General features: G+C 45.8%; 18 protein-coding genes. 11 read left to right on the top strand and 7 right to left on the bottom strand.

The features are described 5' to 3' along the window. Positions 1–23: 23 nt before the first annotated feature. Genes BW976_RS01720 through BW976_RS01685 form a run of 8 tightly spaced genes read left to right on the top strand, consistent with a single transcriptional unit; the run spans position 24 to position 4,312 of the window. Positions 24–401 (top strand): hypothetical protein, encoded by a 378-nt coding sequence (locus tag BW976_RS01720; protein WP_076369763.1) that lies wholly within the window; start codon positions 24–26, stop codon positions 399–401. Between the two features lie 12 nt (positions 402–413). Beyond that, positions 414–659, top strand: coding sequence for a hypothetical protein (locus BW976_RS01715; protein WP_076369761.1), 246 nt, complete (start codon positions 414–416; stop codon positions 657–659). 5 nt (positions 660–664) lie between these two features. Continuing rightward, positions 665–1,231, top strand: a complete 567-nt coding sequence (locus tag BW976_RS01710) for a PRTRC system protein E (protein WP_076369759.1) — start codon at positions 665–667, stop codon at positions 1,229–1,231. A gap of 20 nt (positions 1,232–1,251) precedes the next feature. Then, positions 1,252–1,467 carry a PRTRC system protein C gene (locus tag BW976_RS01705; RefSeq protein ID WP_076369757.1) on the top strand — a complete coding sequence of 72 codons (216 nt, stop codon included), beginning with the start codon at positions 1,252–1,254 and terminating at the stop codon, positions 1,465–1,467. Positions 1,468–1,522: 55 nt separating this feature from the next. Beyond that, entirely contained in the window at positions 1,523–2,605 is a 1,083-nt protein-coding gene (locus BW976_RS01700; RefSeq protein WP_139332161.1) for a hypothetical protein, read from the top strand. Further along, complete coding sequence (locus BW976_RS01695) at positions 2,602–3,318, top strand: PRTRC system protein B (RefSeq protein WP_076369753.1); 717 nt, start codon at positions 2,602–2,604, stop codon at positions 3,316–3,318. The genes BW976_RS01700 and BW976_RS01695 overlap by 4 nt, the downstream gene beginning before the upstream one ends. Next, the gene (locus tag BW976_RS01690) at positions 3,315–4,118 is read left to right on the top strand and encodes a PRTRC system ThiF family protein (RefSeq protein ID WP_076369751.1); all 804 of its coding nucleotides are present in this window, start codon (positions 3,315–3,317) and stop codon (positions 4,116–4,118) included. Before BW976_RS01695 ends, BW976_RS01690 begins: the two co-directional genes overlap by 4 nt. An 11-nt stretch (positions 4,119–4,129) precedes the next feature. Further along, positions 4,130–4,312: a hypothetical protein gene (locus tag BW976_RS01685; RefSeq protein WP_076369749.1), complete on the top strand. Its 183-nt coding sequence runs from the start codon at positions 4,130–4,132 to the stop codon at positions 4,310–4,312. 299 nt (positions 4,313–4,611) lie between these two features. On the opposite strand, the gene BW976_RS29180 is transcribed toward BW976_RS01685, so the two are convergent. The 3 genes from BW976_RS29180 to BW976_RS01675 form a co-directional block, all read right to left on the bottom strand. After that, positions 4,612–4,773 carry a hypothetical protein gene (locus tag BW976_RS29180; RefSeq protein ID WP_175614008.1) on the bottom strand — a complete coding sequence of 54 codons (162 nt, stop codon included), beginning with the start codon at positions 4,771–4,773 and terminating at the stop codon, positions 4,612–4,614. A gap of 293 nt (positions 4,774–5,066) precedes the next feature. Then, complete coding sequence (locus tag BW976_RS01680; RefSeq protein ID WP_076370608.1) at positions 5,067–6,062, bottom strand: SDR family oxidoreductase; 996 nt, start codon at positions 6,060–6,062, stop codon at positions 5,067–5,069. Between the two features lie 86 nt (positions 6,063–6,148). After that, the gene (locus tag BW976_RS01675; protein ID WP_245834597.1) at positions 6,149–6,616 is read right to left on the bottom strand and encodes a ferritin-like domain-containing protein; all 468 of its coding nucleotides are present in this window, start codon (positions 6,614–6,616) and stop codon (positions 6,149–6,151) included. Between the two features lie 281 nt (positions 6,617–6,897). Between BW976_RS01675 and BW976_RS01670 the strand changes: the two genes are divergently transcribed. Further along, positions 6,898–7,125: a hypothetical protein gene (locus tag BW976_RS01670; RefSeq protein WP_076369747.1), complete on the top strand. Its 228-nt coding sequence runs from the start codon at positions 6,898–6,900 to the stop codon at positions 7,123–7,125. Positions 7,126–7,131: 6 nt separating this feature from the next. On the opposite strand, the gene BW976_RS01665 is transcribed toward BW976_RS01670, so the two are convergent. From BW976_RS01665 to BW976_RS01655, 3 genes are all read right to left on the bottom strand, one after another. Beyond that, complete coding sequence (locus BW976_RS01665) at positions 7,132–8,313, bottom strand: hypothetical protein (RefSeq protein WP_076369745.1); 1,182 nt, start codon at positions 8,311–8,313, stop codon at positions 7,132–7,134. A gap of 193 nt (positions 8,314–8,506) precedes the next feature. Further along, the gene (locus BW976_RS01660; RefSeq protein ID WP_076369743.1) at positions 8,507–9,679 is read right to left on the bottom strand and encodes a hypothetical protein; all 1,173 of its coding nucleotides are present in this window, start codon (positions 9,677–9,679) and stop codon (positions 8,507–8,509) included. 21 nt (positions 9,680–9,700) lie between these two features. Beyond that, a complete protein-coding gene (locus BW976_RS01655; RefSeq protein WP_076369741.1) occupies positions 9,701–9,892 on the bottom strand; it encodes a hypothetical protein in 192 nt (63 codons plus the stop codon). Positions 9,893–9,984: 92 nt separating this feature from the next. Here BW976_RS01655 and BW976_RS01650 point away from each other — a divergent pair, with 92 nt between their 5' ends. Both BW976_RS01650 and BW976_RS01645 read left to right on the top strand, forming a co-directional pair. Further along, positions 9,985–11,082, top strand: coding sequence for a sensor histidine kinase (locus BW976_RS01650; protein ID WP_139332159.1), 1,098 nt, complete (start codon positions 9,985–9,987; stop codon positions 11,080–11,082). Continuing rightward, the gene (locus tag BW976_RS01645) at positions 11,079–11,810 is read left to right on the top strand and encodes a LytR/AlgR family response regulator transcription factor (RefSeq protein WP_076369737.1); all 732 of its coding nucleotides are present in this window, start codon (positions 11,079–11,081) and stop codon (positions 11,808–11,810) included. Before BW976_RS01650 ends, BW976_RS01645 begins: the two co-directional genes overlap by 4 nt. Here the strand turns inward: BW976_RS01645 and BW976_RS01640 are convergent. Beyond that, positions 11,807–14,854 carry a lantibiotic dehydratase gene (locus tag BW976_RS01640; protein WP_076369735.1) on the bottom strand — a complete coding sequence of 1,016 codons (3,048 nt, stop codon included), beginning with the start codon at positions 14,852–14,854 and terminating at the stop codon, positions 11,807–11,809. The two genes, BW976_RS01645 and BW976_RS01640, sit on opposite strands and share 4 nt — an antisense overlap. Positions 14,855–15,027: the final 173 nt, after the last annotated feature.

Raw genomic sequence — 15,027 nt, 5'->3', positions numbered from 1 at the left:
TTTTTAACCTTCATACGATCATTATGCAAACTTTAGATAAATTAAATAATGTTCAGAAAGCAAAGCTGTTACACGCTCTGCTGATTTCCGAAATGCCCGGTTTTCTGGCCTACGTACAGCAGTTATCCGCCTATATGAGGGTGAACCCTGAAGAGGTGCGCAAGGTCTGGAAAGACCAACTGTTCGGGGTGGATTTTTGGTTTCAGCTCTCCGAAGATACCGCACGCAAAATAAAACGGTACGGTAAACAGCTCGAAAAAAGCAGCAGCCTCTTTGCTGACCAGTTATTTGATGGCTACGGCGCTTTATTTCTGCACCATTGCCTGACCACCTATACCGGACAGGGTAAACACAGCGACCCCAAATTTAAAATGGCTGTGGACTTTTTCTTTAACCCTTAATAAGCACAGATAATGAGCAATTTATCAGTCAAGACTGAAAGGAAAGCTTTAAAAGCATTAGCCAAAAGCCTCCGTTTTTTTGCTGAACTGGCGCAACTGGATATGACTGCAGCAGATGCACAGCAGGCAGGGAGCGCACAAAACTATATCCGCAGCATCCTTGAAACTAACGGCTATCATGCAGTTTATGAGCGGGGCAAGGGTACACGCCTGATGAAACAGGCTGGTGATTACGAACAAATGAATACTAAAAATTAAACGACATGACCACTAACTTTTTTCAAAATATAGCAAGCCTTAACGTTCCCGGAGTTTGGAAGATCGGCATCACCACCGATGAACAAGGCCATATCAAAATTATGGGTTTATTCAATATCCATAACAACGGGACACAGGCTGCCAAAGTCGTCCCGCCATTTATTCTAAGTGGTACGCCCGAAGAAATGGACAGCACCTTTTTTGACACGATAGCCAATCCTGTAAAGGAGACCGCAGGTATTTTTCATAACATGGAGGATTACCGCAAAGGTCTGGACAGAGCGAAGGCCCTCTCCAAACCTGCCCTGACCGATAAGGCCGTCAAAACAGCGGTAACCACCTTAGCGAAGATACCCGATCAGGAAATGCCCGACCCTAAACTGGAAAAGAAAAAGGCCTACGAAACCGCTATGAAAACCATTGGCGAGTTGAACGCAAGCTGTAAATATGAGGAGGCCATCCTGCTGATTCCCGCTTTGGAAGAATACCCCGAAAAGGGAACGGAACTCAAAAACCTGCGGAATGACCTCAACCGCAAAAAGGAGCAATTGGCACAAATCAAATTATTATAAAATTAAAAAAGACATCAATTATGTTCAGCGATTTATTACCACGGGTTTTTATCCATAAGGAAAACGGGCAGGAGATAATCTTAACTGATCCCGATAATAACCTCAGCCCCAAAGAGGTGTGCGATTTCTACAGCACCATCTATGCTATCCTCGCCACCGCCAAAATAGTAGGGCCGGAATTTAAGAACGACAAAGCGGAATACCAGTTTGTCACCACATTAGGAACAAAGGGATAATCATGGCAGCCAACATAAAGGCGGGTTTCATCAGCCCGCCAAAATCAAAAAGACTATGCAAACTCTACCAGCAATTAGGAACATTCGCCCAAAACCTCGACAGGCTGCCGGACGCACAGGCGGTCTTAACAGACAAAGCCCGGTCAGCACCGCTCCGCGAAGTACCGATGGTTTTCTGAACCACAGCTTTCTTCCCCTTTGCCATGCTGCCGGGAAGCTGCCCCCGCAGGCGGAAACGGAAAATGCATTTTATGAATCTGCAACGCTTCTTTGCAACCTGCATGGGTTAACACCGATGGAAGTACGAGGTGTACCGTACCCTTACAACATCCTGTTAACTCATCGGGACATCAGCCGGAAATTAAACAGACAGCCGGAAGAAACGGAACTGACGATCACCCGGACTAAAGGGGACAGGCGGGTGGTTTTAGCTACGGAGCAGGCCTACGAGTTTGGCGGATCGCTTTTTTATATCCCCGTAATCCCGCTTTACCGCTTTCTGCGGGTTAAAGCAAACAAGGCCTGCGGTAATTTATTGCTTGCCGTCATCAGCTACCTCTACCGGGAGGCCGGGATTCCCTATTACAGGGACGAAGGCAGTTACCTCTTTGACGAATACGCCATGAACAGGGAGTTTTTTCTGGAATCGGTCGGGGAAGAGCCGGACGAATATGAGGAGGATTTATCGGACATTGTCAGAAATGAAATCTGCGGGGACATCATGCACCGAAAAATTTATAACCGCTATCATTTAGAGCACTTTGCGGAGAACATCGAAAAGTTTGATCCGCAAAATGAACTGGAGGAGGAATGCCTGGTTGTCGCCAAAGAAGCGTTACAGCTGTCGCTTGACTTTCCCGGTAATTGGGTGTTCCAAAACATTGACTCCTCCTTTGACGAGGAGGAAGTAGCCACACCCGAAGCTTTCGTCTCCTTTATCGGGGATAGCCGGGGATGGGTGTTTGATAGCATTCAACGGCAGATCAACGACTATTTAGGGAACTTTGCGGAAATCGCCATTCCCAAAGCCGTACGGGTGCATGACGGCACAGCCTCTGAAATCAAAGACCTGAAATTCGAATACCGCCTTTTTGAACTCATTGAAAACCTTTCTAATATTTTATACGACCTGTTATGAGAAAAGATATCGCCCAACAATTCGGGCATTTATACGAGCCGTTTAAAGCCCTGCTGATCTGCCGGAATCCTGTAAAAAAGGATATTTACGTGCAGTCCTTTGATTTCGACCCTAACGGAAGACCCATTAACGCCCATCCTTTGTCTCTGCAGGAAAGCATGGCCTTTGCCCGGGCTTTGGACACTTCCGAGGATTTGCAGACGGGATTTTTAGACCCGGTCGGCCTGTTGCCCAAAAATGTACTGTACATCAACCGGGGGCACAACGCTTTTGTCTTATGGCAAACGCCTGCCCAAAAGGTGCGGCTTTTGTTTAAGGATACGTTGTCCATCCCCAGCGGGGAGGCGAATATCCCGCCCATGATCTGGAAAGCGCAGCGGGGAACGCTTCAGGTGTATGCTTTATATGCCGACACACCCGCTGAATTGCATACCAACTTATATAAAACCCCTTATTTTAATGTCTACGAGGATGGCAAAGTGTGCCTCGGCACAGTCAGCATCCAAATTCCCAAAGATTGCTGCCTTGAAGCGTTTATCCGCTTGTGGGAAACCTACTTCTTTAACAGCTTTTTTAGTCATACGCTTGGCGGGGGAAGCCCCGTAAAAGGCAATATCGTTCAGCTGTGGCAAAGCCTTGTAAACACAGGTGAACCCTTTCCCCTTGACAAACTGATCCCTATCAAATTAACCCTTAAAGACCTCATCAAATGAAAACATTAACCGCCATGCACTTTACGGATGACGTTCTGCTCAATCCAACTAATCCCATCACCTTTAACCTCATCGGAGCGGGAGGGACTGGTCACCGCATGCTGACGGAACTCGTCCGCATGCACGTTTCCCTGATTGCTCTCGGACGGCCCGGTTTGCAGGTCAACGTCTTTGATGATGACATTATCACCGGGGCAAACCTCGGGCGGCAGCTATTCGCCCCATCTGAAATAGGACATTTTAAAGCTGTGGTTTTAATCAACCGCATCAATCGCTGTAACGGTACGAACTGGAAGGCAATCCCCGAACGCTACAGTACCAAAACGCTTCACCTCTTGCCTTCCTTTGGAAAGGCGAATATCTTTATTACCTGTGTCGACACCGTAAGCGCACGGTTTGATATTGCCGCTGCCCTGCGCAAGGTTTGCAACAACAGCCGGAATGACCGTGCCAAGCCTTTTTACTGGATGGATTTAGGCAACAGCCGTTTTACAGGGCAGCTGCTCTTAGCTACCCTTGCCGGGATCAAGCAGCCGGAATCGGAGCGCTTCAATACCGTGGCTGTCCTGCCCAAAGTGACGGACGAGTTTAAAGGGCTGTTAGAGGCCGTGGACGATAACGACGAGCCGAGCTGCTCACAGGCGGAAGCCCTCCGGAAGCAGGATTTATATATCAACACGGCTTTGGCCGTGTTCGGTGCGGAATTGCTGTGGCAATTGCTCAGCGATGGCATGATCGCCCACCGTGGCCTGTTCCTCGACATCAAAAACTTTAAAACAGCTGCCCTGAAAGTGGCCTAAAACTAATTCTGATGAAGATAATTGATTTAAACGGTAAGGAAATTACCGTGACTGATTTGGAACTTGCCATCTTACAGGCGGATGATTACCGTCACTATCAGCATGTTGACCCCTCGTTCAGCGTTTTGGATGAGGGATTGAAAGCCTATTGGGAGGATGTTTATCAAAAGCTCATCCGGCTGCGGGATGGGTAAAAATCGCGCCAAACCGCCAATGCTCCTTTCATCCGCAACAGCCGGTTTGGCAATGGGGTACGCCTGACTTGCCAAAAATCAGAACGGCAGTGCCTCCCTGATTTCTGACAACACAGGCATCAATTTTCTTCAAAAAGAAAGTGTAAATATTAAAAAAGCGGGCTGATTTTCAATGATAAGATGCGCTTGATCTTGACGATTTATCAGCTATCAGTTTATAGGTTTTAACTGATAGCATAGTGCCCCTGCATCTTCATAGCCTTGTTGCCTTTGAAAACGAAGAATTGGTGAGGTAGTATTTAGGCAATTAAGCCGGAATAACCGGGAAAATACAACTGGTTATTGCGAATGAACTGCCTGCTGGTCAATTTAAAAGCATCGATATTTCTTTCTAATATGGCACTGATCATTTTTTCAGTGGCTGTTTGCCTGGTGCGGGTTTTCAATGTCAATATCTTCATATGATCATCTATGCTAATTGTATGCCAACTCCTGAAAGAACCCCTAATGGCTAAAAAAGAATGTTTCCTGCCTGTTTACAGCCCCTGGCAGATCGCTCCGATCTCGTCAGCTGTTTAGAAAAACAAACACTTTTAGTTAAAATAGTTATTTCTTAGTTTAAATATGGTTTCGAAAGTAGTGTAGGGATCATTAAATAAAAAAACGGCGTAATTTGTATTACTCCGTTTGTAGGATGTTGCACTAACGATGGCATTTTGCAGCGCCCGTCATGAAACTTAATTGCATTGCTGCTTTATGGCTGCCCTGCGCCCCCTGAAGAGCCATAGACTTGTCCTGTTGCAAAGCTCGCATCGGCCGCGGCAAGCTGGACATAAATGGAACCGAGCTCCGCGGGTTGTCCCGGCCTTCCGAAAACCGTTTGACTGCCAAAGTTTTTCAGTTTTTCCTGGCTGGCACCGCCGCTTACCTGCAAAGGTGTCCAAACCGGCCCCGGCGCAACGCCGTTCACACGAATACCTTTCTTTCCAAGTTGCTTCGCCAGCGATTTTACAAAATTCATGGTAGCAGCCTTGGTTTGGGCGTAGTCATAGAGGTCAGGGGTTGGGTCATATGCCTGTTCCGAAGTCGTGGCGATGATGACCGAGCCGGGCTGTAAATGCGGGAGGGCGGCTTTAATGATCCAGAAGGGGGCATAGATATTCGTCTTCATGGTCCAGTCAAACTGTTCGGTGGTAATGTCCAAAATGGAATCGTGTGCCTGCTGCCGTCCGGCGTTGCTCACTAAAATATCCAAACCGCCCAGCTCTTTTATGGCGTCCGAGACCAGCTTTTGGCAAAAAACTTCTTCCCGTAAGTCTCCGGGAATAGCAATGGCTTTTCGGCCTTCAGCTTTGATCAATGCGATCACCTCTTTGGCATCCGGCTCTTCGGCAGGCAAATAGTTGATCGCTACGTCGGCACCTTCACGGGCGTAAGCGATAGCCGCCGCACGTCCCATGCCGGAGTCTCCGCCGGTGATCAGCGCCTTGCGGCCGGCTAGACGGCCGGAACCCTTATAACTTGTTTCCCCATGGTCCGGCCGCGGATCCATCTTACTGGCTAGTCCGGGCCATGGCTGGGATTGCCCCTTAAACGGCGGTTTGGGATATTTTGCGGCTGGGTCCTCCAGCCCCTGTGGCGCTGACGATTTTGCGGCTGCAGCTAAAGGTGTTGAGATAACCGTTGCGACGATGGTAGTTCCTATTCCCTTAACTGCTGCACGGCGGGTAATTTTATGATGGTCTTTCATGTGTTGATGTTTTAGATAGATGTAAACCTGGTATTTAAAAATAGCCATCCCATCGGGGCGGCTATTTTTAAATATCGAACCTGATGTTATTGCGTATCACGCAAGCGTTTGATCGTATCATGGCTGGCGCTGATGCCTTGTTGCTGATCCTGTAACAACTGGCGGGCTTCGGGATCCAGTTCGGTTTCTTCCAAAGCGTTTCTGTAAGCTTTTTTAATGGCGTCTTCTCCGCGTTCGCATTCTTCCAGGATGCTCTTGCGGTCGCTGCCTCCAAATAGCGCTTTGACGTCAATCCAGGCGCGGTGCAGGGAACCTGAAATACTGGTTCCGGTCTCCGGGTCACCGTTGTTTCGGCCTACCGCAGCGACCAGCGCTATCACATTTGTTCGGCTCTGCTCTGCCAGTTGCCTGAAGGTCGCCTTTAAGTCCGCGTTTTGATCATTCAGATCGGCTGCTGCTTTTTCAAAACCGGCAGCCCGGTCATTGTTGATCTCGATCAGGTCGTTTAATAGGTCGGTTGTTTTTTCTGTAGTTTCCATAGGTTTTTTGATCATAGTATGTTTTTGGTGATACGCCAAGACCGTGCCATGATCAAACAACAACCGGCTACAGCAGGCGGGTTTTTAAATGATCCCATACTGTATTTTAAATTAAACAGTAATTAGAAAAATTACTTCGAAATTAAATTTGGGGTGATGGCCTGCCTGTTTAGTTGAGCATATTTCCTATTGGCGGTCGAAAAAACAAAGTGAGCGATTGAATTTTAACAGATTGCGTTTACATTTTCATATTAAAAGACTAATTTGACACTTTGATAATTTAGAGCTGCAATGTTATGGTAGAGGAAGCTAACCTATTGATTTCTTTTTCGAAATTAGGCATGAATAGCCTTTTCATTAAGCAAGCGGAAAAACTTCAGTTGTTTAATCTGGAGGATGTGATGAAGGTAAATCTTGCCAAATTGAAACTGCACCATGAGTTCAGCTTTACCTGGTATACCCAGCTGCTTAATCTTTTAAAAGAGCAGGGCCTGCTCAGGCAGTTTCAGGAGAATAATTTGTAAGGAATCTTAATTGTAGTTTGACAAATTGTAATTCGTATTGAGCCAGTTGAGCATGCCGATCAAATGCCCTTTCATTTTCTGTGCGGTCGTAAATTCCACATCGGTGGACTTTTTTTGCAGGCTTTCCGGGGATATTAACGCCGTATTTGCCGTATAAAAATGATGGGCGAAAAATTCAAAAATATCCCCGACCTTTTCTTTTGATAAAATATCCCGCTCCATTTGCATTCTGATGAATAACCCGAATTGCGGCACAGACAGGTTGATCTTAAATCTGAGACCTGAAAGGGGCTGTTGCTGATCCCGCATGGCATCTTTTCTGACCTTGACCAGCTGCTTGAGGAAGAGGTATTTTTCATCCAGAAAGCTATTTAATTCCCGGTATAGCATCGATGATTGAACATTCGCGCTTTTTGCGCTCCTTAAAGCGAGATCATAAAGCATGTTTTTTTCCTGCAGCAAGAATTCTTTTTGTTCGTGAAGTCCCGGAAGGTCATCGAGTTTGTCCTGTATATTGTTTACGCAATAAAGAAAAAACTCAGGCAAGTTGAAATCGCGGACGATCAATAAACCGGTTAACAACTGTGTACTCAATAGCGGTTCCATCGAAATATCTGCCAGTAACTCTTCGATATATTTTACCTGTCCGATAGTCAGGTTCTTTTTATTGATCAATTGGATAAAGCCTGGTGTCACCAGGTCCTGAAGCTCCTGCTGAATTCCGGACCCGGTTAGTTTCCCTTCCAGTGTTTTTACTTGCTGTCTTAGCTCCATTTTTATTTGCGGCAAAGCAAAATTGGTCACCCGTGATGCCGGTTCTATAGAAGGATACCACTCGTAAATGGAAGATTGTAACCTATTCAGTAAAGCAATGGTATATTTATAATGCGTTTTGATCTCCTTTGCCTGGTTATGCCTTTTCCAAACAGGTAAATACCTGGTCAGGTACCTGTTTACTGTGTTACTGAGATGATATACAATAGCGACTGCGGCCCTGAGGTCTTTTGCTTCTTTGCCGTTACTGGTTGATGTTGAGTTTTGTATGGCCAGCAGTGTTCCCGATATTTCTTCTTTAAGAAACGATTTCCATCTGGAGAACTCTTCTTCTGAAATTTGCTGACCTGCTAAGTTTTGCGGATGGACGGTATCACGGAGAAACAGCTGAAGTTGGGTAGATATATAATTCATAAGCGACTCCAGATAAGGTTTCTACGGGCAATGGCTGATCTCAGCACCCTGCATATGATATCGAATCGCGAAAAAGGGATCTGCACAGTAAAAGTGCATTTGGGAAACAGTATGTGATTTTTCAAATTAAGGTAGGTTAGAAAGGTTGGTAAAAGGTTGGATCATTGTTCACAATAGGTATCGTGACCGTAGCTTAAGTGGGAAAATGCATTTTATTTATGTTTGCCACCATGCTCAAAAGAAGCTCCCGCACAGCGTAAGCGGTGAACTGGTCAGCGCTATAATACAATTTGTTCATACTCGCATAGGAGATATGTTCCTGTTTTTTACTCGTAAAATGAAGCGTGAAAAATTTCAATATGGCTTTAATGTTTTTTAAAGGAAAAATACCTTCATCGTAAAGCAGCCTGGTTAATAATGCCATCTGCGCCACCGTCAGTTTCAGTTCCAGCTTATCGGTTTGTTCCGGATCCGAAAACTCTCCCTGGAAATTCAACTGCCTGATATACTCGGCCAGACAGGTTTCAAGCAGCACGTTTACCGGGGGGAGATGCGGATCATATTGCATCGTTGTCGCGACCGGCGCTGATTTAAGCTGCAGCAGCCCTTTCATCAATAGGGCGGTCTGATCCGCAGCCTGAAGTAATGCCTTTTTCCTCTCCAGATCTTCCCGGTACCAATGAATGAAACTGCTATGATTAAAGTTGATGTAAAAAAGCATTTCTGTAACATCATGCGTCAGATCCTCCGCGCCTCCGATAGCGATAACAGTTTGCAGGTTCTCCATAAAGGTAAGCACATACTCCATTTCCCGGTAGGTTCCCGGCGGCAGGTAATCAGTGCCGGCAAGTCTGCTTAAATAATCCAAAATGCAGGTTTTCAGATCTATGTCCATCTCCGCAGTTTGCAGCGCTGTGCTTAGGTCAACTGCCGGTTCCGCTATCTTTTTTCGCGTGGCGGGTAAAATGGCATTTGGTATTTTCCCGTTTTCATTGATATAGCTACGGAAGTATTGTATTAAAAAATCATGGAGGTCGAGAACGCAGGTCAACAATGACGCAGCCAGATCAGTCCCGGATCCGTCTACGCTTGCATTTGCCGGTTTACCGGATGTTGTTAGCCCGTACATATGGTCTGCCAGCTCGCAGATCAACTGCTGCTGGAAGGAGATGTATCTTTTGATAACGATATCTTTTGTTTGACTCAACAGCAGATCCGTCCAGACTTTTTTGATGCGGATGCATTCTGATTTGTACCCGGAACTTTGCTCTGCCAAAGAAGCGGACGGCAGCGGATCGCCGCCGGTATTCGTTAACGAAAAACCGGCGGCCCATTCTGCCAGCGACTTGAGCTCATCTTGTAACATAGGATAGATGCAGGTATGACTTTAAAAACGGAGCAGCGCCTGATCGGAGGCCTGGTTTAAATGAGTGGGCCTGCTAACCGTTGTCAGCACTGTGATGACCGTGTTGGTCGGATCGCCAACCGTGGTTTCAGATGAGTTCGCGTTTTCTGAAAGCCGGAAGCTGTAAATCTTGTTGATTTTTTTCTTGAATGTTTTTTCCTTATTATTTTTCATATCGGTAACTTTTTAATCAAATAAGGAGTACAAGTGTGATTGTCACAACTCTGTTACATGCACGACAGGATGGTGTAGAAAGATTACGGCCAATGACATTCAGATTACAATTAGGAGACTACAACACCGGGAAACTGGGATGGAAATTATTGTTTAGACACGTGCTTGGATGGGTGATTTTTATCACCTACGAGGTGAGTTTTATACGGTTCAGCGTTGGCGAATTTTCCCCTGTTTCAGATTATGTCTTCTATTATGGCTTGAATATCATGCTGTTCTATTTTCATGCGCATGTCCTATTATCGGCCGGGATAAAATATAAGCGGTCTTATATTGTCATACCGATCTTCATTGCATTGGAATTAGCAGTCTACCTGTTTTTGAAATACGCTATGGACGAACTCCTGGCCGCTCCGAAAGAGCACTTTCCCGCCACAAGGTTATATATCGAGAAATTATTGATCCCGAATCTTTTCCGCGGCATCTATATGGCCGGGGTAAGCACGTTGTACTGGGCCGTTCTCAGGATGATCGTATTCACCAAACGGGTACACCAGACAGAAACAAATCAATTGGTCATTCTAAAGGAGAAAGCGGAAGTGGAGCGGAATTTGGCAGAAGCGATGAATGCCTACCTGCAACAGCAGATTAACCCGCACTTCCTCTTTAATACGCTTACTTTCATTCATAATACTTACTATAAATATTCGGCTGAAGCTTCACAGTGCGTATTGTTACTGGTCGATATTATGCGGTTTTCCCTGGATGACGTTGATATTCGCGGTAAAACCACCCTGGATAAGGAGATAGAACAGATCCGGAACTTTATTGAACTTAACCAGCTCCGGTTCGATTATGAATTGTATATTGATTTCAGCACCAGTGGGGATCTGGAGACGCAGCAAATCATCCCGCTCATCCTGTTGACGCTTACGGAGAATATATTTAAGCATGGTAACCTTAAAACGAAGCATACGGAAGCTAAATTGCACATTACCGTGAATGACCAGAACGAGCTAAGGTTTTACAGCTGGAATCTCAAAAAGCACGAGCCTGAAAACAGGCGCCTAAGATCGATTGGAATTAAAAATGTAATTAAGCGTTTGGAATATAATTATCCGCATCAATATCAGCTTCATATTGAAGATGAAGACGACAGTTTTGGCGTGGAACTAACGATGCAACTATGAGTTTAAAATGTTACGTGATCGATGATGAACGCCATTCCGTCGAAATGCTTATTGAATATATCTCGAAAACTGACGGCCTGGAGCTGCAGGGTTTCTCAACGAACCCACTTACCGCCCTGAATGAGGTTACCGGGGCCAACCCGCCCGACATTACCTTTCTGGACGTGGAGATGCCGGAACTGTCCGGGATGGAATTTGCCGGGATGGCCAACCTGTATACCAGGATCATCTTTACCACCTCATTTCAGGAATTTGCGCTGGAAGCATTTGAAAAGGAAGCTTTCGATTTTTTGTTGAAACCGATAAGCTACGCGCGTTTCAGGAAAAGCGTCCAGCGGGTCCAGCGCATGGCGATAATTGCTAAACCAGAGCCTGAAGAGAAAAGGGATTTTTTCTTTGTAAAAACGGAAATGAAAGGGAAGATGGTTAAAGTAACCGTTAATGACATTCTTTATATAGAAGGGGCTCAGAATTACATCAAAATCCACCTGTTATCCGGTCAGGTCATGCCTTACCTGACCATAACCGAAATTGAACAATACCTGCCCATGACGCAATTTTCCAGGATCCATCAGTCATTCATCATCAACACCGACAGGATCAGGGCGGTTGAACAAACGCGTGTAACGCTGGAAAATGGCACTGTTTTGAATCTGGGGAGATTCTATAAAGAGCCATTCCTGGAAAAAATGAATGAGGTGCTTTTAAAATCCCGGAGAAAACCCTAGGTCTGCTTCTTGTTGATGGCATTTAAGGTGACCTCATATTTTAAAAGACAGTAATAAATGATGAGTTCCTGGTTCCGTTGCCGGTCGACAAAAAGCCGGTTAAGATGCATATGGATCATATCCGCCAGTAACTGGTTTCTTCGTTTTGCCTGAAAGGTAGCCGCACGTTTTAAAATCGCCTGGACCTTCTCCGAAAAGAAGTCCGCCCAAAGCGCGAGTTTCAGTTTGACGTAATATTGCTCATCGCCTAAAAGCAAGGCTATTTCGGTTTTCAATTGCCTGTATTTCTGATCCAGGTCGATCTTCAGCGATTTATCAGTTGCAAACTCTGCATAAAACAGGCTGACCATCTGCTCCAGAAAAGCAATGCGGTCTGTTATTTGGGGGATAAAACTGCTGACTAAATGATGGATGGACACGAACGCCAGGCTATGATAGCTGTACCGAAATGACTTTAGACCAGACACTTTGATATACCTCAATATCAGCTCGCTGCTGCCATGGAAAAAAGTTTCGATCAACAGGATCATGTCTGCACCGTAACGGTCCATCTCCCTGCGATAGGTGTCGGCTTGGTATTCCCTGATCAGGTGATAATGAATGCTTTCCGAAAGGCGCTTTTTAAGTTTAAGCAAAATCGGTCCGACTGCCGTTTCTGCGATATGAAGCCGCAGGCGGATATGGTAGCCGGAATCGCGGTAACGGATGAAGAACCAGGAACGCAAGTCTGTCTTATCAAGCTGCGCTAATAACGGAAGGAGCTTTTTGGTAAGCATATGGTTGGCAATAGCCGGACTGCAGTAGAGTTTTAAGTAAAGCCATTGACTCCCGATAATATAGTCTGACTTGCTTTTATGGTGAGCGGCAGGGGGGGCTGAGGCCTCGGCGCCAGGATAAACGACCTGGTTTTGATAGATAGAGGCAATGAATTGATTGACCAGCGCATTACCTTTCTGGTCTCTGACGGTATTTTCATCCGGCAGATAGTATTCCTGTAATAAAACCTGTTTCGTACCCTCCAGGCAGTCGATCAGAAAAAGCACTTCGTCCTTCTTATCCAAATGGAAAACCAGTTGCTGGTCGGATTTGCTGATGGCCACTACGGAAGGAAGTTTGAGTTGTTCCCGGAGTGCGTTCCATTTCGTTATCGCGTTTTCCGGTGAAGACCGCGTGATTTCTCGGACATCCCGGTCGGAGAGGTGCCACGTTCCCGGGCTTAAAATGGTTTGTTTGTACATCACCTTAGGATAATGGGCCATTCCTGGAAAATAATGCGCTAAAGAAAAATCATAAGAACCCTGGATATCCTGAAATTGCAGGTCACAAAGCATCCGGAAGAGCGCCAGGCTGTTTCTGCTATAATTAAATGCCGAAGTTAACCTGGGAATGATGGTCTTTTGATGCTTCTTAGATTCGAGGATAAGCTTATCGTCCTTGATGGAAACCCACAGGTCATTTAGCGTGATCTGTTGATCAGGCCCCAGCGTAGAGGTAACATTGATCGCGATTTCATGCGCGTAGCTGTGTTTTCTCCTGTTGATATTATCGGCGTGGGGATCGGATAATTGCCCGATATCGGCAAAGATAACATTCGGGTTTGCCAATTCTTCGCTCGCAGCCAGCTCCTGGCTTACCTGGTGAATTTCCTCACTCCATGCCGTGAACCGGCCGATTAAAGCGGTAGCTGTTGCACCTCCTGCCGTTTCCAGGAATAACCCGCCTTCAATGACCCGGAACAAAGCGGAAAAAGACGGGGGCGTTGTCAACGTTTCGCCTGGAGACAAGACCTGCAGGTCTGCATCATCTAACTGGATCGGGTCTGTTTGAAGTGGGTTTTCATTCCATTTCCTGAGTAAAAGCTGATGAGTCTTTGACCATTCCATCGAAACTTTCGTCTCCTGTTGCTTTTTAAAGCGAATGTCCCGGAGCAGATCTGTTATCGCTGCGGGATTCAATATCGGACCGTAGCCAATCCCAATATCAGGGTCAAGGGCCTGTAGCAGCGGTATTTTCCGTTTATCATATTTTTGAGAGAAATCGCGAATGAACTGTTCCAGCATGGGCGGCTGGGAGGACGTGACCAATAGAGAGAGTGCCCGCATCCCGTCAGAAATCTTATCCTTGTACTTCTGATCAAGGGCGCCTGAAAAGACACCCAGCTCGAGGCCCGCATAAAATATTTGCGGCGCTGTTTGACGGCCGGAACTATTTAAAAAGGCGTTAATACTTGATTTGATGGATTTTAAATACTCCACCCGATCAATTCGCGGGGACTTTAGCCGCCGTAATACACTTTTAAGCAAGGATTTGTTGAGAGATTCGCTTTCAAGGTTCAATAGCCTTTCAAGGTAATCAGCGCCGATAATGTTATTAGTGGTTTTGGGTATAAAAATTTGAGCGCCTGCCAGAAACTGCAGGTAATCATATGCCGTGCTTCGGTCACAACCCCATATGCGTTCCATCTCCGCCAGTATTTGTGTACCCTGAACATAACCGGTGGCATAAGTTTTCAATAATTCAGCGATTAAGGCGTTGCTCTCCATGGATTGCAGGTCAAAGTAGATCTTGCTTTTGTCCGTCGAATAGGTCGTGGTAATAAACCGGAAATCTTTTCCGGATTGATAAAGCGTTGGATTGCAGCTGTAATAGTCTTTTGATAGGTCAATCTCCATCAACGTGCCGGCCAGCTGGCTAACTACTTCCTGATCTATGTTCAAATGCAGGCTCGGATGCTGGTTATCCAGTTTTATGGTGCCGCCTTCTCCCCATGACACGGTAGAAAACGAGGAAAAGCTGCCAAATGGCGTGGGCCTGAAACACATCCGGTTGTAGTACCGGAGTAGGGCAAGCCGCTCCCTTTCGGATAATGCCTGATATTCAAATTGTTTGCTTTCAAGTAACGCATACAGATCAGCGCTGGCCAAAAATAAGGCAGTTTGAAAAGAAGGCGTTTGGATCACATCGGAAATTGCTCGCAGGGAGTAATGTTGATAGCTGTAGTAAGGACTTCTTAGGATAAGACGGTTTAGGAAATTATAATTCATTGCGTGAAAGTATCAGGTTAATTGTGCCTTGTACGTAAACGGGGTTAATTATTAATTAATATTCCGATTTTGCTTTTTTAAATCGCTATGGTAATAGTTTACTTTTAACTGATATAATTATTTAACCGCCCGCTTAATTATAGGAACTTTCGCAAGTTTCGGGTTGCCGCTTG

Origin of the sequence: Mucilaginibacter lappiensis, from assembly GCF_900155965.1 — a bacterium.
Taxonomy (GTDB): Bacteria; Bacteroidota; Bacteroidia; order Sphingobacteriales; family Sphingobacteriaceae; genus Mucilaginibacter; species Mucilaginibacter lappiensis.
Note: the sequence above shows the minus strand (reverse complement) of the source record. Positions and strands in the feature narration are given on the sequence as shown.